The sequence below is a fragment of the Streptomyces sp. NPDC002276 genome (assembly GCF_053891435.1).
Map to the genome: position 1 here is coordinate 155,670 of NZ_JBSFCQ010000007.1, position 25,010 is coordinate 180,679.

Sequence of the window (25,010 nt, forward strand, 5' to 3'; positions counted from 1 at the left end):
GTCGGCACGCCCGGCATACGCCGAGGGCGCCCTTCCGGAGAGGGGCGCCCTCGGTGACGTAGAAGACGAGCGTGACAGACGGACTGTCAGCCCATGAACTTCTTGAACTCGTCCGGCAGCTCGAAGTCCTGGGCGCCCTGCTGCGGCAGACCGAACGCGTTGCCGCCCTGGGCGGCACCGGCCTCGCGGCGCTGCGCCTCCTCCAGCTCCTGCTGCTTGCGCTTCATCGGGTTGCCGGAGCGCTGCTTGCCCTTGGCCTGCTTGGGCTGCTTCTTGGTGCGGCCGGGGCCGCCGCCCATGCCCGGCATCCCCGGCATGCCGGGCATCCCGCCGCCCTGCGCCATGCGGGACATCATCTTGCGGGCCTCGAAGAACCGCTCGACCAGACCCTTCACGGCGCTGACCTCGACGCCGGAACCCTTGGCGATACGGGCGCGGCGCGAGCCGTTGATGATGGTCGGCTCGGCGCGCTCGGCGGGCGTCATCGACTTGATGATGGCCGCCGTACGGTCGACATCGCGCTCGTCGAGGTTGTTGATCTGGTCCTTGATCTGCCCCATCCCGGGCAGCATCCCGAGCAGCTTGCTGATGCTGCCCATCTTCCTGACCTGCTCCATCTGGGACAGGAAGTCGTCCAGGGTGAAGTCCTGGCCCTTCTTGGACGCCAGCTTCGAGGCCATCTTCTCGGCCTCTTCTTGGCTGAACGTCTTCTCCGCCTGCTCGATCAGGGTGAGCAGGTCACCCATGTCGAGGATGCGGGAGGCCATCCGGTCCGGGTGGAAGGCGTCGAAGTCGTCGAGCTTCTCGCCGTTCGACGCGAACATGATCGGCTTGCCGGTGACCGAGGCGATCGACAGGGCCGCACCACCGCGGGCGTCACCGTCGAGCTTGGAGAGCACCACGCCGTCGAAGCCGACGCCGTCGCGGAAGGACTCGGCGGTGTTGACCGCGTCCTGACCGATCATCGCGTCGACGACGAAGAGGATCTCGTCCGGGCTGACCGCGTCGCGGATGTCCGCGGCCTGCCGCATCAGTTCCTGGTCGATGCCGAGGCGGCCCGCGGTGTCCACGATCACGATGTCGTGGACCTTCGACTTGGCGAACTCGATGGAGTCCTTGGCGACCTTGACCGGGTCCCCGACGCCGTTGCCCGGCTCGGGCGCGTAGACCGCGACACCGGCGCGCTCGGCGACGACGCTCAGCTGGTTCACCGCGTTCGGGCGCTGGAGGTCGGCGGCGACGAGCAGCGGCGAGTGCCCCTGGTCCTTGAGCCACTTGCCGAGCTTGCCCGCGAGGGTCGTCTTACCGGCACCCTGGAGACCCGCGAGCATGATCACGGTCGGCGGGTTCTTGGCGAAGCGGAGTCGGCGGGTCTCGCCGCCGAGCACCCGGACCAGCTCTTCGTTGACGATCTTGAGGACCTGCTGGGCAGGATTCAGCGCCTTGTTGACTTCGGAGCTGAGGGCACGCTCCTTGACATTCTTGATGAACGTGCGGACAACGGGCAGGGCAACGTCGGCTTCGAGGAGGGCGATGCGGATTTCGCGCGCCGTGGCGTCGATGTCCGCTTCGCTCAAGCGCCCCTTGCCGCGCAAGTTCTTGAAGGTCGCTGAAAGGCGATCGGAGAGAGTATCGAACACGGCGGAGTCGGTCCTCGGAGTCGGGGGCAGTGTGGGCGTCTTCCAGGGTATCTGGCCGCGCAAGACAATCGTCCCCGCCTGCTGGGTTCAACGGGCGGGGACTGACAGAAACCCCGCGTCGGCGGGGAGCAAGTATCGCCTCCGAGGATCGTGGCGAGTTCCTCAGGACCACCCCCGCAGCTGCGAGGAGCACATACGGTCAATGCATAGCATGACCTCACGGTCAGGCCCGCAACGTCTCCTCCAGCTTCCGCGCCACCGCCGTCGCCTCGTCCCCCGGCAGAGGCGTGCCCTGCCCCCCGGTGACATAAAAGGCATCCACCGCGTTCGACCCCAGCGTGCTGACGTGCATGCTCCGGACCCGGACCTTCGCCTCGTCCAGTGCCCGGCCGATCCGGTGCAGCAGCCCGGGTGCGTCGGGTGCGCGCACCTCGATGACCGTGGCGTGCTGGGAGGCGGCCGGGGCGACCGTCACGCGGGCCGCCGGTGCCACGACACCCCGGCGGCGCGGGTACGCCGCGTCCCGCTCGGCCAGCCGCCCCGCGATGTCCAACGACCCGTCCAGGGCCCGTACGAGATCCGCGCGCAGCCGGGCGGCCTGGGGCAGGGAGCCGTACTCGGCGGCGACCCGCCAGTTCAGCAGCAGGACCGAACCCTCCACGCCGTCCGGCAGGTCCAGCGCGCGCAACTCCGCCGTGCGGACCGTCAGGCGGTGCATCGCGAGCACACCCGCCACCGCCGGGAGTACGCCCGGCTGGTCCGGTACGGCGATCAGGAGTTCCACGCCGAGGGGTTCGGGGTCGCCGACGGGCTCGTCCTCGGACGGGGGTTCGGTCTGGGCGCGCAGCGCCAGCACCGGGCCGCCCGTCGCCACCGCCTCGATCGCGAGCCGTTCCTGTTCCGCCGTGGCCGCGCCCGCCTCGGGCTCCTCGGGGGCGTCCCCGGAGAGGACCGCGGCGACCCGCTTCACCAGGTCGGCGACGAGGGAGGCCCGCCAGGACGACCACGCGGCCGGGCCGGTGGCCAGCGCGTCCGCCTCCGTCAGCGCGTGCAGCAGCTCCAGCGTGCCGGTCGTACCGACCGCCTCGGCGACCGAGCGGACCGTCGCCGGGTCCTCCAGGTCGCGCCGGGTGGCCGTGTCGATGAGGAGGAGGTGATGGCGTACGAGCGTCGCGAGTACGGCGACGTCCGCGCGGTCGAAGCCGATGCGGGCGGCCACGTCCTTGGCGATGATCTCGCCGGCCACGGAGTGGTCGCCGGGCCAGCCCTTGCCGATGTCGTGCAGCAGCGCGGAGACCAGCAGGAGGTCGGGGCGGCTGACGCGGCGGGCGAACTCCGAGGCGCGGACGGCGGTTTCGATCAGGTGCCGGTCTACGGTCCAGATGTGCACGGCGTTGCGCTGCGGGCGGCAGCGCACCCGCTCCCAGTCCGGGAGGAGGCGGGTGATCAGGCCCTCCGCCTCCAGCGCCTCCCATACGTCGACCGTGGGCTGGCCGGAGCCGAGCAGCGTCACCAGCTGTTCGCGCGCCTCGGCGGGCCAGGGCGTGGGCAGAGGGCGCGCGGTCGTCGCCATGCGCCGTACGGCGTGCAGCGAGAGCGGGAGTCCGGCCTGCGCGGCGGCAGCGGCGGCGCGGAGCGGGAGGACGGGGTCGCGTTCGGGGCGGGCGGCGCGGGCGAGCACCACCTCGCCGTCCTGCTCGACCACGCCTTCGGCGAGCGGCGAGCGCTCGGCGGTCGGCTTGGCGCCCCCGCCCAGCATGGCGCGCAGCCTCGGCCGCACGGCACGGGACCGCAGCACGCGCCCCACCTCACGCCAGGTGACATCACTGGCGTACGACACGACGCGTGCCGCTTCGTAGACCTGGCGCAGCAGGGTGTCCGCGTCGAGGAGGCCCAGCTCGGCGGCGACCTGGTCCTGTTCCTGGAGCGCGAGCCGGTCGGTCGCGCGGCCGGTGGTGAGGTGCAGGGCGTCGCGCACGTCGAGGAGACGGCGGCGCGCGTCGGCGAGGCCCTCGCGCGGGGCGTCGGCGAGCCAGGAGGCGGCTACGGCGCGCAGCGCGGTGGCGTCGCGCAGGCCGCCGCGGGCCTCCTTGAGGTCGGGTTCGAGGAGGTACTGCAACTCGCCCTGGCGCTGGGCGCGTTCGGCGCAGAGTTCCTGAAGTTCGGGGAGGCGCTTGGGCGCCTGGTTGCGCCAGTCGGCGAGGACGGCCGTGCGCAGGGAGGCGGTCAGGCCGAGGTCGCCGGCGATGTGGCGGGCGTCGAGGAGGCCGAGTTGGACCTTGAGGTCCTCGCCGGCGGTCTTGCGCGCCTCGGCGGGCGTACGGACGGAGTGGTCGAGGGCGAGGCCGAGGTCCCAGACCGGGTACCAGATGCGGTCGGCGAGCGCGGCGACCGCGCCGGAGTCGGAGCCGTCGTGCAGGAGGAGCAGGTCGAGGTCGCTGCGCGGGGAGAGTTCGCCGCGGCCGTAGCCGCCGACGGCGACCAGGGAGACGCCCTTGGGTGCTTCGTTGCCGGCGGTGAAGAGGCCGGTCAGCCAGTCGTCGGTCAGTTCGGCGAGGGCCGCACGGCGCGGCGGCCCGGACCGCGCCCCCTCAGTGAGGAGGCGCAGCCGGGCCGCCGCGTAGCCGCTGGGTCCGGAGTCCTCTGCATCCTTGCGCACGTCCGTACTCGTCACCCAGCGACTCCTGTTCTGTTGCTTTTTACAGCGCGTCCGGTCCGCGCTCGCCGGTCCTGACCCGGACGGCCGTCTCGACCGGGAGGGACCAGACCTTGCCGTCACCGATCTTGCCGGTTCGGGCGGCCTTGACGATGACGTCGATCAGCTGCTCGGCGTCGTCGTCCTCGGCCAGCACCTCGATGCGGATCTTGGGGACCAGGTCGACCGTGTACTCGGCGCCCCGGTAGACCTCGGTGTGTCCCCGCTGACGACCGTAGCCGCTCGCCTCGGTGACCGTCAGACCGTGGACCCCGAAGGCCTGGAGGGCTTCCTTGATCTCGTCGAGCCGGTGGGGCTTCACGACGGCGGTGATGAGCTTCATGCGTCCACCTTCTTCGTCTCCGTGGCGGTGGCGAGCGAGCCGCCGCCGAGGCCGCCGCCGGCGCCGCTGAAGTCGTATGCGGTCTCGGCGTGCTCCGCCTGGTCGATGCCCGCGACCTCTTCGTCCTCGGTGACCCGCATGCCGATGGTCTTGTCGATGAGGAAGGCGAGGACCGCGGAGGCGACCAGGGAGTAGCCGAGGACCGCGCCGACACCGGCGAACTGCTTCCACAGCTGGGTGAAGGAGTGGTCGCCGTAGAAGACGCCGGTCGCGGCGGACTGGCCCTTGCCGGTGGCGAAGAAGCCGATGAGCAGGGAGCCGAGGATACCGCCGACCATGTGGACGCCGACGACGTCGAGGGAGTCGTCGATGTTGAACTTGTACTTCAGGCCGACGGCCGCGGCACAGCCGACACCGGCGATGGCGCCGACGGCGATCGCGCCGATCGGGGAGACCGCGCCACCGGACGGGGTGATGGCGACCAGACCGGCGACGGCACCCGAGGCCGCGCCCAGCGTGGTGAACGCGCCGTGGCGGATCTTCTCGTAGGCGAGCCAGGCGAGCATGGCGGCGGCGGTGGCGACCTGGGTGTTGACGAACATCAGCGCGCCGACGCCGTCGTCGTTGCCGAGCCACGAACCGGCGTTGAAGCCGAACCAGCCGAACCACAGGAGACCGGCGCCGAGCATGACCAGCGGAAGGCTGTGCGGACGCATGGGGTCACGCTTGAAGCCGACGCGCTTGCCGATGACCAGGATGACGCCGAGGGCGCCGGCACCGGCGTTGATGTGGACCGCGGTACCACCGGCGAAGTCGATCACACCGAGCTTGAAGGCCCAGCCGTCGGCGCCCCACACCCAGTGGGCGACGGGGACGTAGACGACGGTCAGCCACAGGGCGACGAAGAGGCACCAGGCCGAGAACTTCACGCGGTCGGCGATGGCACCGCTTATCAGGGCCGGGGTGATGACGGCGAACATCATCTGGAAGACCATGAAGACGAAGATCGGGATGGTGTAGCCGGGCCAGAGGTCCGTCAGTCCGACGTCGCTCATGCCGAGCCAGTGGGAGTCGTAGCCGATGAAGCCGTTACTCGAACCGAAGGCGAGCGAGAAGCCGTAGAGGACCCACAGGATGGTGACGATCCCGATGCTGATGAAGCTCATCATCAGCATGTTCAGGGTGCTCTTGACCCGGACCATGCCTCCGTAGAAGAAGGCGAGTCCCGGTGTCATGAGCAACACCAGGGCGGAACAGATGAGCATGAAGCCTGTGTTCGCGGAGGACAGTTTGGGTGCCTCCGCGGCAAGCGTGATGGCGGCTGATGCCATCGGCGTCTCCTCGTCGGTTGTACGGCCCCGTGCGGGCGAAGCCTGGATGCGGTCCGGTCAAGGCGGGGGGTCCGGTTATGCGCCATGAGATTGGCGCAGCGCGGTTTCGGTCGAAGCCCCACGTTGTTTCGCCGGGGTGACGAAGGCGCCGTGCGTGTTACGCGTCGATGAACTGCCGGATCTCCGGCCGGGCGATCGTTATCGTCGCGCAACCTTCCCCGGCGGCGGGAAACCGGCCGCGGCCGGAGTTCCGGCGGCGGGCGCGGGGGCGCCGGGGCATGGGGTCCTGGCCCCTTCGGCGTGCTCCCGCGGCCCGTTCGGGAGCCTCCCGGCGAGCCCGCCGATTCCGGCCGGACCACCGGGGCCGCGCACCACCGCGCGGACGGTCTTTCGAATACGAGTCACAAGGGGCCGGACGGTCCTTTGACCACCCGGCCCGCACTGCCGTACCGGCCGCCGCCCGATCCGCGGACGCACATGAAACCGGCCGCGGTCGGCCTTCCGATGACCTGGCATGGGGGAGCCGAGTCGGGCTGTTCGGGAAGACCGGCCGCGGCCGGGGCCTGGGTGGGTCAGACCGCCTCGGCGGTCTCGGGGAGCTCGATGGCGAGCCGGTCGGTGAGGTCGATGACCTCGGCCAGTTCGCCGAAGTCGCGGACGGCCGTGTCGATGGTCTTTCGGATACGAGTGTTCACGCGCTCGGAGCGCACCTTCTTGGCGACGGTCATCGCCTCGGCCGCGAGCACCGCGCCCTGCTCCGGCTCCCGCTGCAACAGGTGCACGGTGGCCATGCCGATGAGATTGAGCGCGTACGACCGCTTGTGGTCGTCGTCCTTGGCGAAGAGGTCCACCGCCCGCTGCATGACGGGCTCGGCCAGCGAGGCGTAGGCGGGGCTGCGGCCGGCGACGTAGGCGAGGTCGCGATAGGAGTGCGAGTTCTCGCCGTACAGCTCGGCCTCGGAGAAGAAGCGGATCCAGTCCGGGTCCGGGTCGTCCCACTCGTGCACGTCGGCGAAGGTGTCCTCGGCCATCCGGACGGCCCGCTTGCACTTCCCGGGCTGCCCCATGTTGGCGTAGGCGCGGGCCTCCATCGCATACAGCATCGACTGGGTGCGCGGACTGGCGCAGTCCCGGCTGCCGTACTGCGCGAGGTGGATCAACTCCAGCGCGTCGTCGGGCCGTCCGAGGTGGATCATCTGGCGGCTCATGCTGGACAGCACGTACGACCCGAGCGGCTTGTCGCCCGCTTCCTTCGCGGCGTGCAGGGCGAGGACGAAGTACTTCTGCGCGGTGGGCTGGAGCCCCACGTCGTACGACATCCACCCGGCCAGCTCGGCGAGTTCGGCGGCGACCTTGAACAACTTGCGGTTGGTGGCGTCGGGTTGGGACTCCTGGAGAAGGTCGGTCACCTCGTGCAGCTGCCCCACGACCGCCTTGCGGCGCAGGCCGCCGCCGCACTGGGCGTCCCACTTGCGGAACATCGCCGTGGTGGACTCAAGCAGCTCCAACTCCGGCTTGGAGAGCCGCCCGACGTGCCGGGAGGAGCCCGACGGCTCGGGCTCCGGCGGGAGGGCCGAGGGGCCGGGGACCAGCCAGCGCTGCATGGGTTCGATGAGGGACGGCCCCGCGGACAGGGCCAGCGAGGTTCCGAGGAAGCCGCGCCGCGCCAGCATGAGGTCGCTGCGCGAGAACTCGCTGAGCAGCGCCACCGTCTGCGGGGCCGTCCAGGGCAGGTCGACGCCGGACACGGACGGTGCCTGGCGGGCGGCGCGCAGGCCCAGGTCCTCGACCGAGACGACACAGCCGAAGCGCTCGGAGAACAGCTCCGAGAGGATCCTCGGGATCGGCTCGCGCGGGTTCTCGCCGTCCAGCCAGCGGCGCACGCGGGAGGTGTCCGTGGAGATGTGGTTGGCGCCCAACTGGCGTGCCCGGCGGTTCACTTGGCGTGCCAGCTCGCCCTTGGACCAGCCGCTGCGCACGAACCACGAGCCGAGCAGCTCGTTGGGGCGCTTGTCCGTACTGGCCGCGGTCGTCCCGCCTCCGCCGTTGCCGCCCACTGGAACGCCCCCATCCCTGGAACCACTTGTCGCCGCTGTGCGCCAAGCCCTATCAGAATGCCGGTAAATACGGCTTCCCGTCCCGCACTTGTCACCCTTCGAACGAGATGACGAGTTGCCTCCGGCATACCCACAAGTGCATGTGCCCCGAGGACTTGTGCACACAAAGTAATCCTACGATCACCCGTCCAGCCACGGCGATCCCGGAAACGCCACCATTCGCCACCCCTTCGAATGAACCTACGGTTGCCTCCGCACGATTCACTTGACATAGGACGGCCGGAGGTGGGCGCAGCGGTGCACGCGGGGGCGCGTGCCGCCGAACACACCACCCGGGATGCTCCTGGGCGCCGCCTGGACCCAGCGGCACCGGGTAGGCGTGGACGCAGAGTGACGATCCGCATCCGTCTCGTAACCACCGGTGCGTCGGACCCGTTGGAGGGGGCATGGGCTTCACGATCGGCAGCAGCCGGGGTATCCGCGACATCCGGTCCGGCACGCGCCGTCGCGGCCGCACCTCGGAGTGCACGGCCGTGGCCGAGTTCACCGGGCTGTGGGGCTGGGACGTGGTCGCGGGCGCGCGGGCCGCGGGCGGCGCGTGTTCCTGCGGCGACACCAAGTGCCCCGCGCCGGGCGCGCATCCCCTTGCCTTCGCCCCCGAGGTGCGGGCAGGCGCGACCCTCGACGAAGTCACCGAGGCCTGGGCCGAGTTGCCGGGCGCGTCGGTGATGCTGCCGGTGGGCCGCGCCTTCGACGTCATCGAGGTGGCCGAGCCCGCGGGCCGACGCGCACTCGCCCGCCTGGAGCGGATGGGCCTCCCGCTCGGCCCGGTGGCGGCGACCCCCGACCACCGCGCCCACTTCTTCGTGGCCCCCGGCGCAGCCGCCGAACTCCCCTCCCTCCTCTACCGCATGGGCTGGGACGACCCCACCTCCCTCGACCTGCGCGGCCTGGGGCCCGGCACCCACATCACGGCCCCACCTTCCGACCGAGCAGGCCTGGGCCCGGTCCGCTGGCTCCGCTCCCCCGCCCTCGACTCGGCAACAAGGCCCCCGGCGGCACGCTTGCTCCTGGGCACGCTGGCGTATGTGGCACACAGGTCGCGCGCATAGGTCGTAGAACGACGAAGTGCCCGTCCCTAATGGTGAGTTGAGGGACGGGCACTTCTTGGGAGAGGGCCGACTAAAGCGCGCCCTTTAGGGGCGCGGGGCTGTGACATTTGCGGCTCCGCCGCGTGGGCGCGACCAGCCCCCACCGCCCCGCAGCGAACAAACAGCCGATCAGTCCCCAATAAGGGCATCGACAAACGCCTCCGGCTCAAAGGGCGCCAAGTCATCCGCCCCCTCACCGAGCCCGATCAACTTCACCGGCACCCCCAGTTCCCGCTGCACGGCAACCACGATGCCCCCCTTCGCCGTACCGTCCAGCTTGGTCAGCACGATGCCCGTGATGTCCACGACCTCGGCAAAGACCCGCGCCTGCACCAGCCCGTTCTGCCCGGTCGTCGCGTCCAGCACAAGCAGCACCTCATCGAGCGGCGCATGCTTCTCCACGACCCGCTTGACCTTGCCCAGCTCATCCATGAGCCCGGTCTTCGTGTGCAACCGCCCGGCCGTGTCGATGAGGACGACGTCGACCCCCATCTCCTTGCCCTCCTTCACCGCGTCGAACGCGACGGAGGCGGGATCCCCGGCCTCGGGCCCGCGCACGGTGTGGGCACCGACCCGCTCGCCCCAGGTCTGCAACTGGTCGGCCGCGGCGGCCCGGAACGTGTCGGCGGCACCGAGCACGACCGTACGGCCGTCGGCGACAAGCACCCGGGCCAGCTTGCCGGTGGTCGTGGTCTTGCCGGTGCCGTTGACCCCGACGACCATCACGATCCCGGGCTTGCGGTCCTCAGGCTCGGTCTTCACGGTCCGGTCGACATCCGTGCCGACCAGCTTGAGCAGTTCCTCGCGGAGCAGCGCGCGCAGTTCCTGCGGGGTCCGGGTGCCGAGCACCTTGACCCGCTCGCGCAGCGCGTCGACCAGCTCCTGGGTGGGCGCGACGCCGACGTCCGCGGTGAGGAGGGTGTCCTCGATCTCCTCCCACGTGTCCTCGTCGAGGTGCTCGCGGGACAGCAGCGTGAGCAGCCCCTGCCCGAGCGCGTTCTGCGAGCGGGAGAGCCGGGTGCGGAGCCGGACGAGCCGTCCGGCGGTCGGCTCGGGGACGTCCAGTACGGGGACATCCGGTACGGGCGGTTCCTCGACGGCGACCGGGGCCGAACCGTCGGGAAGATCCACCTCCTCTATGGTCCGGCGCGCTTCGTCGCGCGGCGTCTCGGCCTCGTCGCCGATGTGCGGCTCGGCCGGCGGGGCGGTGATGTCGGGCACGGAGGTGGGCGGCGGGGGCAGCGGCTTCTTGCGCCGACTGCCGACGACGAGCCCGCCGAGCGCACCGAGCACGACCACGGCGATGACTACAGCAAGGATGACGGTTTCCATAACCCACCCAGTATCAGCCATGGGCCTGGCCGGGGCCCAGCGCGGGCGGCGCGCGGCCGGGTGGTCGGCGTCGGGGGCACCGTCACCGCCACCATCGCCCGGCCCCAAACCGCCGCAGTCACACCCATGGCCATCTGACATACCGTCAGCTAACGTCCCCCACCACACACGGAAGGGGGACCTCCCATGCCCGTCTCGGTCGTCCGCTTCAACCTCGTCGAACCCGGCGCCACCCCCGCCTCGCTGAGCGCCCGCTACCGGGCCGCCTTGGAGATGACCGCGTACGCCGACGAGCACGGAATCACCACCGTGCAGACGGAGGAGCACCACGGCGTCGCCAACAACTGGATGCCGTCGCCGTTCGCCTTCGCGGGCGCGGTCTTCGGCGCCACCCGACACATCGCGGTGACCGTCTCCGCGGTCATCGGCCCGCTGCACGACCCGCTCCGGCTGGCCGAAGACATCGCCGTACTGGACCTGTTGAGCGGCGGACGGCTCGTGACCGTGGCCGGGATCGGCTACCGCCCGGAGGAATACGCCCAGTTCGACGTGGAGTGGAAGCAACGGGGCAGGCTCCAGGACGAGTTGCTGGAGACGGTCCTGAAGGCGTGGTCCGGCGAGGAGTTCGAGTACCGGGGCCGTACGGTACGGGTCACCCCGCGCCCCTTCTCCGACCCGCACCCCCTGCTGCTGGTCGGCGGCTCCTCCAAGGCAGCCGCGCGCCGGGCCGCCCGGTTGGGCCTGCCGTTCTTCCCCAGCGCGCATCTGCCGGACCTGGAGGCCTACTACAAGGACCGGCTCGTCGAGTACGGCACCGAGGGCTGGACCATGATGCCGGGTGCGGAGACCCCGCTGCTGCACATCGCCGAGGACCCGGACCGGGCCTGGGCCGAGTACGGCGCGCATTTCCTGCACGAGGCGCGGACCTACGCCTCCTGGCAGTCCGGGGAGATCCGCTCGGCGGTGAAGTCGGGGGCCACCACCGTGGCCGAGCTGCGCGCGGAGGGCGTGTACCGGATTCTCACTCCGGACCAGTGCGTGGCGCTGGGCCTGGACAACCTCGTACTGCATCCGCTGGCGGGCGGGATGCCGGTCGACGAGGGATGGCGCAGCCTGCGGCTGTTCGCGGAGCGGGTGCTGCCGGTGCTCGGGGAGTGAGCACCGGGTGACTCTTACCCGTAACCGGTGGACCGGCCGGTCCACCGGTGGTCCACTGCGGTCATGACCTTGGCAGTGGATGTGTTCCTGCGTGACGCGGACGGCCAGTGGAACGTGCTCGACGTTCCGGAGGGGTGCAACGACTCGGCCGGCTTCGAGAACTGGCGGGAGACCGTGTGGGGTTCGCCGGCCGTACGGTCGCTCGGTGCCACGTACCTTCCCGTGCTGGCGTCCAGCGATCTGTACGTCGAGGCCTCGGACGTACCGGAGTTCCTGCGCGAGGTCGCGCTGCTGCGGGCGCATCTCGACGCTGTCGCCGCGGCCGTGGGAGAGGCTCCCGACCTGGTCGGGAGCCGCCTGGACAACATCGAGTCGGCCGCCCTGCGCGCCCGGGAGATCGGCGGCGGCGTACTCATCTGGTGAGCTCACAGCCGTAGGACGGAAAAGGGATTCGGGGAGACGGGCGGCGGGGGATGGAGCCCGTCTCCCCGAGCTTGTGGGGCCCGCCTTCGCGGGCCCGGTCCGTGGGAGGGCCGGTCAGCCCATGTCCTCCAGCTTCTTGCCCTTCGTCTCCTTCACGAACTTCAGGACGAACGGGATGGAGAGCGCGGCGAAGACCGTGTAGATCACGTAGGTCGCGGAGAGGTTCCAGTCGGCCAGCGACGGGAAGCTCGCGGTGATGGCCCAGTTGGCGATCCACTGCGCGGAGGCGGCGACGCCGAGGGCGGCGGCGCGGATCTTGTTCGGGAACATCTCGCCGAGGAAGACCCAGACCACGACACCCCAGGACAGGGCGAAGAAGAGGACGAAGACGTGGGCCGCGACGAGCGCGGTCCAGCCCTGGGCACTGGGCAGCTTGCCGTCGACCAGATGGTACGAGAAGGCCCAGGCCTCCAGCGCGAGACCGACGACCATGCCGACCGAGCCGATGAGGGCCAGTGGCTTACGGCCGATGCGGTCCACGAAGATCATGGCGATCACGGTGCCGATGATGTTCACGATCGACGTCGTGAAGGAGTAGAAGAACGACTGCGTGGGGTCGACGCCGACCGACTGCCACAGCGTCGAGGAGTAGTAGAACGCGACGTTGATGCCGACGAGTTGCTGGAAGGCCGAGAGGCCGATGCCGACCCAGACGATCGGCTTGAAGTAGAAGCCGCCACCGCCGAGCAGGTCCTTGAAGGTCGACTTGTGCTCGCTCTTCATCGCGTGCTCGATCTCGGCGACTCGGGCGTCCAGGTCGATGTCGTCGCCCTCGACCTCGCGCAGCACCGCGTGGGCGCGGTCCAGCTTGCCCGCGGAGATCAGGAAGCGCGGGGACTCGGGGATCGCGAAGGAGAGCAGGCCGTAGAGGATGGCCGGGATCACCATGACGCCGAGCATCACCTGCCAGGCCTCCAGGCCCATCAGCTTGCCGCGCTGGTCGCCGTCGGCGGCGTTCAGCAGACCCCAGTTGACCAGCTGCGAGATCGCGATGCCGATGACGATCGCGGCCTGCTGGAAGGAGCCGAGCCGGCCGCGGTAGGCGGGCGGCGAGACCTCGGCGATGTAGGCGGGGCCGATGACGGAGGCCATGCCGATGGCGAAGCCGCCGATGATCCGCCAGAAGGCGAGGTCCCAGAGCGCGAAGGGCAGCGCGGAGCCGACGGCGCTGATCGTGAACATCACCGCGGAGATCTGCATACAGCGGATACGGCCGATGCGGTCGGCGATACGGCCGGCGGTCGCGGCACCGATCGCACAGCCGATCAGGGCGATCGCGATGACCTGGGCGAGGGCCGCGGAGCCGATGTCGTAGCGACTGCGGATCGCCTCGACGGCGCCGTTGATCACGGAGCTGTCGTAGCCGAAGAGGAAGCCGCCCATCGCGGCCGCCGCCGCGATGAAGATGACGTGCCCGAGATGTTCGGGATGAGCCGACCCGGCTCCTGACTGAGGTGCCTGCGCAGTGCTGGTCACGTGTAACTCCTGAGGCCACCGGCGTCGCTGCCGGGGTGCGGGGGGCGACCCTTCCAGTGGCGCACAGCTTCCCGCTGCCCACCACCTGAAGGTAAAAGCAACGCTGAAGAGACTATGCCTTCAAGTTTCGAAGTCAACAGGGGGTCTCCTGTGAAGTTCAGCGCCACAGATCGCCGCAGGTGGTCACCTCGCATTCAAGACTTGAACACTTGGTGGAGGTCTAGCGAAGGCGCTGCGAGATGACCTTCGAGACCCCGTCGCCCTGCATGGAGACGCCGTACAACGCGTCGGCGACCTCCATCGTGCGCTTCTGGTGGGTGATCACGATCAGCTGCGAGGCCTCCTGAAGCTCCTGCATGATCCGGATCAGCCGCTGGAGGTTGGTGTCGTCGAGAGCCGCCTCGACCTCGTCCATCACATAGAACGGGCTGGGCCGCGCCTTGAAGATCGACACCAGCAGCGCCACGGCGGTCAGGGACCGCTCCCCGCCGGAGAGCAGCGAGAGCCGCTTGACCTTCTTGCCGGGCGGCCGGGCCTCGACATCGACACCCGTGGTCAGCATGTTGTCGGGATCGGTCAGGATCAGCCGCCCCTCGCCACCCGGGAACAGCCGGCTGAACACACCCTCGAACTGGATCGCCGTGTCCCGATACGCCTCGGTGAAGACCTGCTCGACGCGCTCGTCGACCTCCTTCACCACTTGAAGCAGGTCGGCGCGGGTCTTCTTCAGGTCCTCCAGCTGCTCGCTGAGGAACTTGTGCCGCTCCTCAAGCGCCGAGAACTCCTCCAGCGCGAGGGGGTTCACTTTCCCGAGCTGCTGGTACGCCCGTTCGGCCGACTTGAGCCGCTTCTCCTGCTCGGCGCGGTGGAACGTACGGGGCTGGTTGCGCGGATCCTCCGGGTCCTCCGGCAGCACCTCGCCCTCGGCGGCGAGCGAGGGCGGCACGAGCTGGTGCGGCCCGTACTCCTCGATCAGCCCCGCCGGCTCCACCCCCAACTCCTCCAGCGCCTTGGTCTCCAGCTGCTCGATCCGCATCCGCTTCTCGGCCCCGAGCACCTCGCCCCGGTGCACCGAGTCCGTCAGCTTGTCGAGCTCGCCCTTGAGGTCACGCCCCTGATTGCGGGCGGCGGTCAGCTCCTGCTCCCGCCGCGCCTTGGCGGCATCGGCGGCGGTACGCTCCGCGTCGGCACGTCCGAGGGACACCTCGACATGCGCGAGCAGCTGCCGCGCCCCGAACGCAACAGCTTCGGCGACCGCGGCCTCATGCCGCAACCGCGCGAGCCGCTGCTCCGCCCGAGCCCGCGCCTCACGCTCCGCCCGGGCCCCCCGATCCAGCGAATCGGCCCGCCCGGCAAGCCCCTTGACCCGCTCCTCATGCGTACGGACCTGAAGCCGCGCCTCCATCTCGGTCTGCCGAGCGTTGGCCCCATCGGCCGCGAGCCGGTCCCGCACGGAGGTGTCGGGCTCCTCCTCGACCGGCATCTCCTCAGCGACAGCCAGCCGTTCGGCCAGCACTTCAGCCTCTTCTACGGCCTTGTCGAGCGCGTCCTGGGCCCGTGCCGCCGCCGCGGTCGACCGCTCGGCCTCGCCCGCGGCGCCCCGCGCCTGTCCCGCCAGTCGGCCCAACTGCTGCGCCACGGCCGACTTTTCGCGCTCTGCGGCGCGGCGCCGCTCCCCCAACTCCTCCACCAGCGCGGCACATTCCTTGCGGCGATCGGCCGCGGACTGCTGGGCGGCGGTCAACTCCTCGCAACGGACGGCCAGTTCCTCCAGTTCGGCGGCGGCTTCGTCCACGGAGGCCTGTACTTCGAGGAGGCTGGGGGCACCGGCTGAGCCGCCGTGGGCGAAGTGGGCGCCGAGGAGGTCGCCTTCGGCAGTCACTGCGGTCAACTCGGGGTGCGTATATACGAGTTGCTCGGCGTCTTCGAGGGTGTCCACTACGACGATGTTGTGGAGGAGGCGGCGGACTGCGGGGGTGAGGTCCGCGGGGGCGCGGACCAGGTCTGCCGCGAATTGTCGTTGGGCGTCTACAGGTACATCGTGGCTGGGCGCGCCCCGCGGCGGAGCCGCAAATGGATGCTGCCCCGCGCCCCTTTGGGGCGCCGGCTCTCCCGCCAGTAGCAAAGCCGCCCTCCCCCCATCCTGCTTGCGCAGCAGGCGGATTGCGTCGGCCGCCGACGCAGGCGTCGTCACCGCGATCGCGTCCGCCGCCGCGCCGAAGGCTGCCGCCAGGGCGACCTCGTGGCCCGGGGTCACCGTCAGCAGTTCGGCCGCCGGGCCCAGCAGGCCCGTGAGGCGGTCCCGGGCGTCGAGCAGTATCCCCGTGCCGTCCTTCCGCCGTAGGCCCAGTGCCAGTGCGTCGCGGCGGGCCTGGGTGGCGGCGCGTTGGCGTTCCGCGGCGGTGGACGCCTCGCGGGCGGCGGACTGGGCGGCCTCCGCCTCCGCCAGTGCGGCCCGGGCCGCCTTGTGCTGTTCGGAGAGTTCCTCGTCGCCCGCGTCGAGGCCGTCGACCTCGGCCTGGAGCGTCTCGTACTCCTCCTGTGCCGCCGTTGCCCGTTCCTGAGCCTCGTCGCGGGCGGCGGCGAGGCGGTCGATCTCGGCCTGGGCGGAGGCGGCACGTGAACGGGCCGCGTTGACCTGGCCGTTGAGCCGGGCGAGGCCCTCTCTGCGGTCGGCGATGGAACGGGCCACGTCCTTCAACCGCCGTTCCTCGGCGATGAGTTCACGCTCCAGTTCGGAGCGGTGGGCGACCGTTTCCTCCAGGGCGTGTTCGGCGGCCTCCAGGGCCGCTTCCAACTCAGCCTCCTGCTCGCGGATCCGGGCGGCCTCGCGCTCCATGTCCTCGGGGTCACGGCCGCGCCGTTCCTCGGGGGGCGCCGAAGTCGCGCTCTTCACGCGTGCGTCGGCCAGTGAGATCGTGCCGCGTACCCGCTCGGCCAGCTGGGACAACTCGTACCAGGTCTGCTGGGCGCGCTGGAGGCGCGGGGTGAGCTGCCGTACTTCGTCCTCCAGGAGCCCTTCGCGCTGGAGCGCCTTCCTCAACTCCAGTTCGGCGGCTTCCTTGCGTTCCTTGAGCGCGGCCTCGTCGGCGATCTCGGTGTTCAGCGCCTGGCGGAGTCGTACGAGATCGTCGGCCAAGAGCCTCAGGCGCGCGTCTCGGAGGTCGGCCTGGATGACGGCGGCGCGGCGGGCTACGGCGGCCTGGCGGCCCAGGGGCTTGAGCTGGCGGCGGAGTTCGTCGGTGAGGTCCTGCACGCGGGCGAGGTTGGCCTGCATCGCGTCCAGTTTGCGGAGCGCCTTCTCCTTGCGCTTGCGGTGCTTGAGGACGCCGGCCGCCTCCTCGATGAAGGCGCGGCGGCCCATGGGGTCGGCGTGCAGGACGGAGTCGAGCTGGCCCTGGCCGACGATGACGTGCATCTCGCGGCCGATGCCGGAGTCGGAGAGGAGTTCCTGGATGTCGAGGAGGCGACACGTGTCGCCGTTGATCTGGTACTCGCTGCCGCCGTTGCGGAACATGATCCGCGTGATGGTGACCTCGGCGTACTCGATGGGCAGCGCGCCGTCGGAGTTGTCGATGGTCAGGGACACCTCGGCGCGGCCCAGCGGGGGGCGGCCGGTGGTGCCGGCGAAGATGACGTCCTCCATCTTGCCGCCGCGCAGCGACTTGGCGCCCTGTTCGCCCATGACCCAGCTGAGCGCGTCCACGACATTGGACTTGCCCGAGCCGTTCGGACCGACGACACACGTGATCCCCGGCTCGAACCGGAGCGTGGTCGCCGAGGCGAACGACTTGAACCCCCGCAGGGTCAGGGCCTTGAGGTGCACGGCGCTGGACTCTACCTTCCGCTGCTCGCTCTCTCCATGAACGTCCGGTTCCCCGCGGTTTCGCCCTTGAACGTGCAGGGCACACCAAACGTTAAAGAGGGTGGAGGCTTGCGGGGGAAAGAAAGAAGGGACGCCGAAGCGTCCCTTGCAAACTCTGACAACTTAGCGGTTGATACAGGCCGCCCAACCACTGCTTGTCATGATGCGGTGCAGTGATGCGGTGCAGTGATCAGGTGAGCGCGGGCTCCGCCTGGCGTGCGTCGAGCTCAAGAAGCGAATCGTGAGTTGCGGCAGCCGTCAACGCGTCGTTCTCTTCCTGGATCCGTACGAGCTCGGATTCCAGGTCCTGGACGCGTTGCTGGAGCCGTCGCATCTCGGCGAGGAGTCGCGGGTCGGAGCCGCCGACGTAACCGAGAAGCGCCTTTGCCATGATGGATGGTCCTCCACACTGAGTGACCGACCGAAGCGGTGTGGGTCGTGAGGGAATCGCACCCGCGATGCTTGACACAATCAAGGGTTGCTCTGCTGTTCTTCCATGCCAAACAGCTAAGGTGCGCGGGGTTTTCAGCGTCTCACCAAAATGTTTGACGGTCAACACGATCACGCCCCGTATTGGCGGGCGACCCGGGGGCGCGCGGCCCTGACCGGGCGGCGCTGCGGCTCCTGCGGGGCCTGACGGGACTGGCGATCATCCTTAGGTGCGGAGCCTGCCAGAGCGAGTCGTTCTTGGCAACCACCAGGCCCTTTCCACTGTGGGCAGGTGCGGGTGGCATGTCCCCGCGCTTCCGTCAGGGCCGCTTTACACCTTTTCGCAGAATGTGCTCAGCGGATCGCGAAGCCGTCGTAGCCGCCGCGAGGTGTGTCCCAGATCTCGGTGACGCCGTCCACGCGCCCGGGCGTGTCGTGTCCCTGGAGCCAGTCGAGGAGTCCTTCGCAGCCTTCGCGCGATCCCTCCGCGACCACTTGCACGCGTCCGTCGCCCAAATTGAGAGCAAAACCACTCAGGCCCCCGATCTCCAGAGCCTTGGCACGGGTAAACCACCGAAAACCCACACCTTGCACACGCCCTCGCACCCAGGCGACCAACCGCACATCCTCGCTCATGGCTGCAACCTAACCGGCCAATGTCTCTCCGGACACTTGCTCCCCTGGCGCCATGCGGTACCGTCCGCCCCAATGAATCTCATATGAAACTCACTCGATCGAGTGAGCTGGGTCACCGCACGGACGAGTTGACCGCAAGGACGAAAGGCAAGGACATGGGACGCCACCGACGCTCCGCCGCCGGCCGCGCCGCCACGAGCCGCGCCACGGGGGTCACAGAGACGCACGGCTCATACACGAGCGGCTACGACCCGCATGACTCGTACGACTGGAACGACCGCGCCGACGGCTCCGACTGGAACGCCGCCGACGGCTCGACGATCGGCATGGCGCCCTATCTGCACCCGGAGGGCCCCGCCGAGTTCCACCCGAACCGCCAGGCCCACACCGACCGCCAGGCCCACACCGACCACCAGATGCGCCCCGACAGCCAGGTCCGCGCGAACCGCGGGGGCGAGGCCGGCTACGAGGCCCCTCCGAAGTCGGAGGCCCGGCTGCGGGCCGAGAGCCGACTGAAGTCCGACTCCCGGATGAAGAGCGAGGCCTATCTCTTCGCCACCGAGGAGGACTACGCCGTGGTCTTCCCCGAGGCGGCCACCTCCCGGGGCGACGGCTCACGCCCGGCCAACGGCCGTGGGCGCCGCCGCAAGCGCAAGGCCGTGACACCTGTCAAGACGGGCCTGATCGGGGTCTCCGCCGCCGTCGCCATCGGCACGGTCGCGGTCGCCGCGGGCGCGATGCCGGGGCTGGACAACTACAAGCTCGGCGGCGGCGGCAACAGCGACAAGGTGCAGGCCGCGGGCTCGCCGTCCAACTCGGCGACCGAGCAGGGCGGCACCTCCGGCAGCGCGGAGTCCCGTGACTCCGGCTCGTCCACGAGCCGTGACGCGGATCGCGCGGCCTCCCCGTCGGCGGCTCCGACCAAGTCCGCCACGGCTCCCGCCACCAAGGCCCCGGCGAAGAAGCCGGCGGCCACCCCGACCGAGGAGCCGACGACCTCGACTCCCTCGGCGAAGCCCACCCCGACGCCGACACAGTCCGCCGACACTCCGGTGACGGTCTCCGCGGAGGCCGCCGCCGAGGCCGAGGTGCTCAAGCTCGTCAACGAGCAGCGCGCGATCGCCGGTTGCAGCCCGGTGGCCGCCAACAGCTCGCTGACCACGCTGGCCGAGAACTTCAGCCAGCAGATGGCCGACGAGGACTTCTTCGACCACACCGACCCCAGCGGGGCCACCCCGTGGGACCGGGCGGAGAAGCTCGGCATCACCAACCTCGGCGGCGAGAACATCGCCCGCGGCCAGGCGGACGCCGCCGCGGTCATGGACGCCTGGATGAACAGCCCCGGCCACAAGGCCAACATCCTGAACTGCGACTTCAAGACCCTGGGCGTCGGTGTGCACTTGGGCACCGGCGGTCCGTGGTGGACGCAGGACTTCGGGTACTAGTCCGACGCCGACAAGCACCGGCCAACACCAGCAAGCACCGGCAGGGAGCGCTAACCAACGGTTAGTGCTCCCTTCTGGTTAGCGCTGCGTTCGCGTACGCTGAAGAAATGGACAGCACCCAGGAGCGTACGGAGGAGCAGAACTACCCGTACAGCGTGTTCGCCAAAGCCTGCCCCTCCCGAGCCACCCTGGAGCACATCACGGGCCGCTGGGGCGGACTCACCCTGTGCGCGCTACAGGAGGGCTCGCTGCGCTTCAACGAGCTGCGGCGGCGCGTCGACGGCGTGAGCGAGAAGATGCTCTCCCAGACCCTGCACCAGCTGGAGCGCGACGGCCTGGTGCTCCGCGACGCCCAGCCGACGAACCCGCCCCGCGTGGACTACGAACTGACCCCGCTCGGACGCGCCGTCGCCGAACACCTGAAGGGACTCGTCGACTTCATGGAGAGCCGCATGGACGACGTCCTCGCGGCCCGCACGCGCTACGACGAGACGCGGGACGGCCGCTAACTCCTGGGCGCCCGCTGGCACTTCGGGCAGAAGTAGCTCGACCGGTTCATCCACGCCTGCCGCTTCATGGGCGTACCGCAGCGTCGGCACGGCAGGCCCTCGCGGCCGTACGCGTCGAGCGAGCGGTCGAAGTAGCCCGACTCGCCGTTCACGTTGACGTACAGGCTGTCGAAGCTGGTGCCGCCCACGTCGAGTGCCGCGGTCATCACATCCCGTGCGTGGCCCAGGAGTTCGGCGGTGCGCGGGCGGGTGAAGGTCGCGGTCGGGCGTTCGTAGTGGACACGGGCCCGCCAAAGGGCCTCGTCCGCATAGATGTTGCCGACTCCGCTGATCAACGACTGGTCGAGCAGGGCCCGTTTGATGGTCGTGCGCTTGCGGCGCAGGGCCTGGTGGAACAACTCGTCGTCGAACAGGGGGTCCAGGGGGTCGCGCGCGATATGCGCGATGACGTCCGGCAGCCCGTCCGGGGTGGTGTCGTGCAACGACAGCCCGCCGAAGGTGCGTTGGTCGACGAAGCGGAGTTCGGTACCGAGGGTGTCGGCGAACCGGACCCGGATGCGCAGGTGCTTCTCGTCCGGGAACTCGTGCTGCTGGACGAGGAGTTGACCGCTCATCCCGAGGTGGGCCAGTACCGCCTGGTGGGTGTCCTCAAGCGGCAGCCACAGGTACTTGCCGCGGCGGCTCGGGGTGCCGATGCGATGCCCCTTGAGCCGGTGCGCGAAGTCGTCGGCGCCGGCGACATGACGTCGTACCGCACGCGGATGCAGTACCTCGGTGTCGGTGACGGTGCGCTGGGCGACCCACCGCTCCAGACCTCGCCGGACGACCTCGACCTCGGGCAACTCGGGCATGGGCATCCCCTGGTGGTCACGTGAACGATCCGAGCGCCCGCCCCATTCGGGGACAGGCGCTCGGGTCACACTGTTCGGTCAGGCGGACGCCGACGACGGGTCGGCGCTCTCCTCGGCAGGCTGCTCAGCGGCCTCGGCGACGACCTCGGCGGACTGTTCGGCCGCCTCCTTCGCCTTCTTGGCGGTCTCGACGGCCAGTTGTCCGGCCGCTTCCTCCGCCTTCTTGGCGCGCTCGTCCGCGTCGGCCCGGATGGACCGCCAGGCGGACTCGGCGGCCTGCTGCTCCGCCTCCTTCTTGCTGCGGCCGGTGCCGGTGCCGTACGAGACGCCTCCGACGCGGGCGGCAGCAGTGAAGGTCTTCTCGTGATCGGGGCCGGTCTCCGTGACCAGGTACTCGGGAACACCGAGTCCTTCGGTCGCGGTGAGCTCCTGGAGACTGGTCTTCCAGTCCAGGCCGGCACCGAGGTTCGAGGACTTCTCGATGAGCGGGTCGAACAGGCGGTGCACCAGTTCGGAGGCCGCGTCGAGGCCTTGATCGAGATAGACCGCGCCGATCACCGCTTCAAGGGTGTCGGCGAGGATGGACGCCTTGTCCCGGCCGCCCGTGCCCTCTTCGCCCCGGCCGAGCCGGATGAAGGAGCCGAGTTCCAGACCGCGACCGACCTCCGCCAGCGCACGAGAATTGACCACCGCGGCCCGCAGCTTGGCCAGTTGGCCCTCGGGCAGGTCGGGGTGGGTCGTGTACAGCGTGTCCGTGACGACGAGGCCGAGCACGGAGTCCCCGAGGAACTCCAGCCGCTCGTTCGTCGGCAGACCGCCGTTCTCGTACGCGTACGAACGGTGGGTCAGCGCGCGCACCAGAAGGGCGGACTCAAGGTGATACCCGAGCCGCCCTTCCAACAGCGTGTGGGACGAGGCCGTGTCCGCCTGCTTCTTGGCGACTGAGTCCGCCTTGACATCAGACATGGAGCCTCTCACCAGCCGCTCAGACCTCTAGGACCTGGCGCTTGTTGTACGTGCCGCAAGACGGGCACGCGATGTGCTGCTGCTTGGGCTCGTGGCAGCGCTCGCACGCAACCAGAGGGGTGACCGCAGCCTTCCACTGCGACCGGCGGTGGCGCGTGTTGCTGCGCGACATCTTCCGCTTCGGAACAGCCACGGCTACTTCTCCTGCTTCTCGTTGGCGCGCGCCGGTCGGGGCGCTTCGCCACTGATCTCGTCCTTCTCGCCGTCTTCGAGTGAACCGGCGAGTCCCTGCAATGCCGCCCAACGGATGTCGACGGCGTCATGGTGGTGGTCCGGGTCGTCCGCGAGCCGCGCTCCACACTCGGAGCACAGGCCCGGACAGTCGTCCTGGCACACCGGCTGCATCGGCAGTGCGAGCACCACCGCATCACGCAGCACGGGTTCGAGGTCGAACAGGCCGTCCTCGATGAAGAGCCTGTCCTCGTCTTCCTCGGCGTCGTCGACCGGCTCCGCTGTGGGGCGGCCCCGGTCGTCGGCGTCAGGGTACGAGAACATCTCCTGGAATTCCGCTTCGAGCGACAGCTCAAGCGGCTCCAGACACCTTACGCACTCCCCCTTGGCCTGTGCACGGGCGGTGCCTGTGACAAGCACCCCTTCCATGACCGACTCAAGGCGGAGGTCGAGCTTCACCGGGGCGCCTTCCGGCACTCCGATGACTCCCTGGATCCCGAGATCCTTGGGAGCGTCGATCGAACGGGTCAGGCGCTGGAGCGCACCAGGACGCCGCCCCAGCTCGTGAGTGTCGAACACGAGAGGGTTGCGGTGGTCAAGGCGGGCGTTCAGGGCCATTCCTGTCTTTCGGTCTGCTGAGCTCAAGGAGCGCTGCCCTTCGGTGCTTCCGGGCAGCGTGGATCGCGGACGTACACGCGACCGAAGAGCCAGGATACTGGACCTTTCGCTCACGGCCCAATCCGGTGGTCCCTTACAGGCCTCGGCCCTGCTCGTACGCCCGCAGCTGCTCGGCGCTGATCATGCCGGTGTCGAAGAGACTGGTCTCGTCGAGGGCGTAGCCCTGCTGTCCCTGTTGGTCCAGCTGCTGGGCCTGCTGGAGCTGGTTCGGGTCGTACACGGGCTGCTGGCCGGTGTCGTAGCCCTGGTAGGCGTACGGGTCGGCCTGCTGGTACCCGTAGGGGTCCTGCTGCTGGGGCTGGGCGTACTGCTGCTGATAGCCGTACTGGTCCTGCTGCTGGCCCGGCTGCTGGTAGTCGTAGGCCGCCTGCGGGGCGTAGTCCTGCTGCTCGGGCTGGACCGGGGTGTTCGAGACCGGGGTGTCCGTGACGGTCGCGAGGTCGGCGAGGTAGTCGGCGTCGCTGGTGTGCTGGACCTGGCCGCCGTCGGCATCGAAGGCGAGGGCGCCGAGGTCGTCGCTGGCAATCCGGCCGTGCAGCTTCTGCCGGCCCTTGCCCACGGCCTCCAGGGTCTTGGCGAGGACCGCCTCGAAGGCGCCGAGCTTGACGTCCACGTACGCGTCGGCGTCGCGGCGCAGGGTCTCCGGGTCGTGGCTGCGCTCGGGGGCGTCCTCGTCCTCGTAACCCTGGTCGTCGATGCCGGGTCCGGTGCCGAGCAGCTTCTCGCGGCCCCGCCCGACCGAGCCGAGGGTCTTGGTGAGGACGACCTCGAAGTTGGCGAGCTTGGAGTCGACGTAGTCGTCGGCCTCAGCCCGGACCTCCTCGGCCTCCTGGCGGGCCTCGGCGAGGATGCGGTCCGCCTCGTTCTGCGAGCGGCGGGCGACCTCGGTGTCGGAGATCAGCGAGCCGCGCTCGGCGTGCGCGGTCTGGATGATCCGCTCGGCCTCCTGGCGGGCCTGCTCGACCATCTCGTGCCGGCCGCCGATCAGCTCCTGCGCCTCGGCCAGCGAGTCGGGCAACGCCGCGCGCACCTCTTCGAGCAGCGTGAGCAGCTCGGCGCGGTTGACCACGCAGGAGGCCGACATGGGCATGGACCGGGCGCTGGAGACCGAGGCGACGATCTCGTCGAGCTTCTTCTGCACGTCCACCGTGTGCTCGCCACTCTCTACCGACGTGTTGGAGACGGACGGGGTCGACTGTACGACCCCTCCCGTCCCGCCCGACACCGGGTGACGCACAGTCAGTCCCTCAGGCCTTGCCGATACGGCCCTTGAGCGCGTCCAGGACCAGCGGGGGGACCAGGTGGGAGATGTCGCCGCCCCAGGTCGCGACCTCCTTGACCAGCGAGGACGACAGGAAGCTGTAGGTGGGGCTGGTCGGGATGAACAGGGTTTCGACGCCCGAGAGTCCGTTGTTCATCTGGGCCATCTGCAACTCGTAGTCGAAGTCGCTGACCGCGCGCAGGCCCTTGACGATGGCCGGGATGTCGCGCTGCTTGCAGTAGTCGACGAGGAGGCCGTGGTACGCCTCGACCTGGACGTTGCCGAACTCGGCGGTGACCTCGCGGATGAGTTCGATCCGCTCGTCGACGGTGAACAGGCCCTTCTTCGACTGGTTGATCATCACGACGACATGCACGACGTCGTACAGCCGGGAGGCACGGGCGATGATGTCGAGGTGTCCATTGGTGATGGGGTCGAAGGACCCCGGACAAACAGCGCGGCGCACTTGATTT

The 25,010-nt window shown here is 69.7% G+C and carries 21 protein-coding genes; 5 read left to right on the top strand and 16 right to left on the bottom strand.

The annotated features are described in order from the left end of the window. Window positions 1–86: 86 nt before the first annotated feature. The 5 genes from ffh to nsdA all read right to left on the bottom strand — a co-directional run bounded on the left by ffh (window position 87) and on the right by nsdA (window position 8,066). Window positions 87–1,640: a signal recognition particle protein gene (ffh, locus tag ACWIHT_RS19775; RefSeq protein ID WP_456169413.1), complete on the bottom strand. Its 1,554-nt coding sequence runs from the start codon at window positions 1,638–1,640 to the stop codon at window positions 87–89. A gap of 223 nt (window positions 1,641–1,863) precedes the next feature. Next, entirely contained in the window at window positions 1,864–4,314 is a 2,451-nt protein-coding gene (locus ACWIHT_RS19780; protein WP_456169414.1) for a [protein-PII] uridylyltransferase, read from the bottom strand. 25 nt (window positions 4,315–4,339) lie between these two features. Further along, window positions 4,340–4,678 (bottom strand): P-II family nitrogen regulator, encoded by a 339-nt coding sequence (locus ACWIHT_RS19785; protein WP_003997576.1) that lies wholly within the window; start codon window positions 4,676–4,678, stop codon window positions 4,340–4,342. Further along, window positions 4,675–6,009, bottom strand: a complete 1,335-nt coding sequence (locus tag ACWIHT_RS19790; RefSeq protein ID WP_456169415.1) for an ammonium transporter — start codon at window positions 6,007–6,009, stop codon at window positions 4,675–4,677. The genes ACWIHT_RS19785 and ACWIHT_RS19790 overlap by 4 nt, the downstream gene beginning before the upstream one ends. A gap of 572 nt (window positions 6,010–6,581) precedes the next feature. Then, window positions 6,582–8,066, bottom strand: a complete 1,485-nt coding sequence (gene nsdA, locus ACWIHT_RS19795) for a transcriptional repressor NsdA (RefSeq protein WP_456169416.1) — start codon at window positions 8,064–8,066, stop codon at window positions 6,582–6,584. Between the two features lie 446 nt (window positions 8,067–8,512). Between nsdA and ACWIHT_RS19800 the strand changes: the two genes are divergently transcribed. Then, window positions 8,513–9,178, top strand: a complete 666-nt coding sequence (locus ACWIHT_RS19800; RefSeq protein WP_456169417.1) for a bifunctional DNA primase/polymerase — start codon at window positions 8,513–8,515, stop codon at window positions 9,176–9,178. Between the two features lie 168 nt (window positions 9,179–9,346). Here ACWIHT_RS19800 and ftsY read toward each other — a convergent pair whose 3' ends face one another. Then, on the bottom strand, window positions 9,347–10,549 hold the full coding sequence (gene ftsY, locus ACWIHT_RS19805; RefSeq protein WP_456169419.1) for a signal recognition particle-docking protein FtsY: 1,203 nt from the start codon (window positions 10,547–10,549) through the stop codon (window positions 9,347–9,349). A 186-nt stretch (window positions 10,550–10,735) separates the two neighbouring features. Between ftsY and ACWIHT_RS19810 the strand changes: the two genes are divergently transcribed. Together ACWIHT_RS19810 and ACWIHT_RS19815 are read left to right on the top strand one after the other, a co-directional pair. Beyond that, window positions 10,736–11,707 carry an LLM class flavin-dependent oxidoreductase gene (locus tag ACWIHT_RS19810; RefSeq protein ID WP_200709722.1) on the top strand — a complete coding sequence of 324 codons (972 nt, stop codon included), beginning with the start codon at window positions 10,736–10,738 and terminating at the stop codon, window positions 11,705–11,707. A 63-nt stretch (window positions 11,708–11,770) separates the two neighbouring features. Then, entirely contained in the window at window positions 11,771–12,130 is a 360-nt protein-coding gene (locus ACWIHT_RS19815) for a hypothetical protein (protein WP_456169420.1), read from the top strand. A gap of 114 nt (window positions 12,131–12,244) precedes the next feature. Here the strand turns inward: ACWIHT_RS19815 and ACWIHT_RS19820 are convergent, their stop codons facing one another. The 4 genes from ACWIHT_RS19820 to ACWIHT_RS19835 all read right to left on the bottom strand — a co-directional run bounded on the left by ACWIHT_RS19820 (window position 12,245) and on the right by ACWIHT_RS19835 (window position 18,596). After that, window positions 12,245–13,666: a sugar porter family MFS transporter gene (locus tag ACWIHT_RS19820; RefSeq protein WP_456169421.1), complete on the bottom strand. Its 1,422-nt coding sequence runs from the start codon at window positions 13,664–13,666 to the stop codon at window positions 12,245–12,247. Between the two features lie 220 nt (window positions 13,667–13,886). Continuing rightward, on the bottom strand, window positions 13,887–17,492 hold the full coding sequence (smc, locus tag ACWIHT_RS19825) for a chromosome segregation protein SMC (RefSeq protein WP_456169423.1): 3,606 nt from the start codon (window positions 17,490–17,492) through the stop codon (window positions 13,887–13,889). 229 nt (window positions 17,493–17,721) lie between these two features. Continuing rightward, complete coding sequence (locus ACWIHT_RS19830) at window positions 17,722–17,922, bottom strand: hypothetical protein (RefSeq protein WP_019068749.1); 201 nt, start codon at window positions 17,920–17,922, stop codon at window positions 17,722–17,724. Between the two features lie 392 nt (window positions 17,923–18,314). After that, window positions 18,315–18,596 (bottom strand): acylphosphatase, encoded by a 282-nt coding sequence (locus ACWIHT_RS19835; protein WP_317883427.1) that lies wholly within the window; start codon window positions 18,594–18,596, stop codon window positions 18,315–18,317. 155 nt (window positions 18,597–18,751) lie between these two features. On the opposite strand from ACWIHT_RS19835, the gene ACWIHT_RS19840 reads away from it, so the two are divergent. Both ACWIHT_RS19840 and ACWIHT_RS19845 read left to right on the top strand, forming a co-directional pair. Then, window positions 18,752–20,041, top strand: coding sequence for a CAP domain-containing protein (locus ACWIHT_RS19840; RefSeq protein WP_456169425.1), 1,290 nt, complete (start codon window positions 18,752–18,754; stop codon window positions 20,039–20,041). 107 nt (window positions 20,042–20,148) lie between these two features. Beyond that, window positions 20,149–20,550, top strand: a complete 402-nt coding sequence (locus ACWIHT_RS19845) for a winged helix-turn-helix transcriptional regulator (RefSeq protein ID WP_456169427.1) — start codon at window positions 20,149–20,151, stop codon at window positions 20,548–20,550. On the opposite strand, the gene mutM is transcribed toward ACWIHT_RS19845, so the two are convergent. The 6 genes from mutM to coaD form a co-directional block, all read right to left on the bottom strand. Beyond that, window positions 20,547–21,401, bottom strand: a complete 855-nt coding sequence (gene mutM, locus ACWIHT_RS19850) for a bifunctional DNA-formamidopyrimidine glycosylase/DNA-(apurinic or apyrimidinic site) lyase (protein WP_200709715.1) — start codon at window positions 21,399–21,401, stop codon at window positions 20,547–20,549. The genes ACWIHT_RS19845 and mutM overlap by 4 nt on opposite strands. Before the next feature lie 78 nt (window positions 21,402–21,479). Further along, window positions 21,480–22,367 carry a ribonuclease III gene (gene rnc / locus ACWIHT_RS19855; protein ID WP_456169429.1) on the bottom strand — a complete coding sequence of 296 codons (888 nt, stop codon included), beginning with the start codon at window positions 22,365–22,367 and terminating at the stop codon, window positions 21,480–21,482. Window positions 22,368–22,386: 19 nt separating this feature from the next. After that, complete coding sequence (gene rpmF / locus ACWIHT_RS19860; protein WP_015657589.1) at window positions 22,387–22,560, bottom strand: 50S ribosomal protein L32; 174 nt, start codon at window positions 22,558–22,560, stop codon at window positions 22,387–22,389. Window positions 22,561–22,562: 2 nt separating this feature from the next. Then, window positions 22,563–23,216, bottom strand: coding sequence for a YceD family protein (locus tag ACWIHT_RS19865; RefSeq protein WP_456169432.1), 654 nt, complete (start codon window positions 23,214–23,216; stop codon window positions 22,563–22,565). Window positions 23,217–23,349: 133 nt separating this feature from the next. Next, entirely contained in the window at window positions 23,350–24,423 is a 1,074-nt protein-coding gene (locus ACWIHT_RS19870; protein WP_456169433.1) for an ATP synthase F0 subunit B, read from the bottom strand. A 100-nt stretch (window positions 24,424–24,523) separates the two neighbouring features. Beyond that, the gene (gene coaD, locus ACWIHT_RS19875; protein ID WP_456169435.1) at window positions 24,524–25,003 is read right to left on the bottom strand and encodes a pantetheine-phosphate adenylyltransferase; all 480 of its coding nucleotides are present in this window, start codon (window positions 25,001–25,003) and stop codon (window positions 24,524–24,526) included. Window positions 25,004–25,010 lie beyond the last annotated feature (7 nt).

What these genes read in the sequence shown, in the direction of transcription:
- ACWIHT_RS19845 (WP_456169427.1), top strand. Translation starts at nt 20,149, where the DNA reads ATGGACAGCACCCAGGAGCGTACGGAGGAGCAGAACTACCCGTACAGC.
- ACWIHT_RS19865 (WP_456169432.1), bottom strand. Translation starts at nt 23,216, where the DNA reads ATGGCCCTGAACGCCCGCCTTGACCACCGCAACCCTCTCGTGTTCGAC.
- ACWIHT_RS19785 (WP_003997576.1), bottom strand. Translation starts at nt 4,678, where the DNA reads ATGAAGCTCATCACCGCCGTCGTGAAGCCCCACCGGCTCGACGAGATC.
- ftsY (WP_456169419.1), bottom strand. Translation starts at nt 10,549, where the DNA reads ATGGAAACCGTCATCCTTGCTGTAGTCATCGCCGTGGTCGTGCTCGGT.
- ACWIHT_RS19800 (WP_456169417.1), top strand. Translation starts at nt 8,513, where the DNA reads ATGGGCTTCACGATCGGCAGCAGCCGGGGTATCCGCGACATCCGGTCC.
- ACWIHT_RS19835 (WP_317883427.1), bottom strand. Translation starts at nt 18,596, where the DNA reads ATGAGCGAGGATGTGCGGTTGGTCGCCTGGGTGCGAGGGCGTGTGCAA.
- ACWIHT_RS19810 (WP_200709722.1), top strand. Translation starts at nt 10,736, where the DNA reads ATGCCCGTCTCGGTCGTCCGCTTCAACCTCGTCGAACCCGGCGCCACC.
- ACWIHT_RS19815 (WP_456169420.1), top strand. Translation starts at nt 11,771, where the DNA reads ATGACCTTGGCAGTGGATGTGTTCCTGCGTGACGCGGACGGCCAGTGG.
- mutM (WP_200709715.1), bottom strand. Translation starts at nt 21,401, where the DNA reads ATGCCCGAGTTGCCCGAGGTCGAGGTCGTCCGGCGAGGTCTGGAGCGG.
- ACWIHT_RS19830 (WP_019068749.1), bottom strand. Translation starts at nt 17,922, where the DNA reads ATGGCAAAGGCGCTTCTCGGTTACGTCGGCGGCTCCGACCCGCGACTC.
- ACWIHT_RS19840 (WP_456169425.1), top strand. Translation starts at nt 18,752, where the DNA reads ATGGGACGCCACCGACGCTCCGCCGCCGGCCGCGCCGCCACGAGCCGC.
- rnc (WP_456169429.1), bottom strand. Translation starts at nt 22,367, where the DNA reads ATGTCTGATGTCAAGGCGGACTCAGTCGCCAAGAAGCAGGCGGACACG.
- ACWIHT_RS19790 (WP_456169415.1), bottom strand. Translation starts at nt 6,009, where the DNA reads ATGGCATCAGCCGCCATCACGCTTGCCGCGGAGGCACCCAAACTGTCC.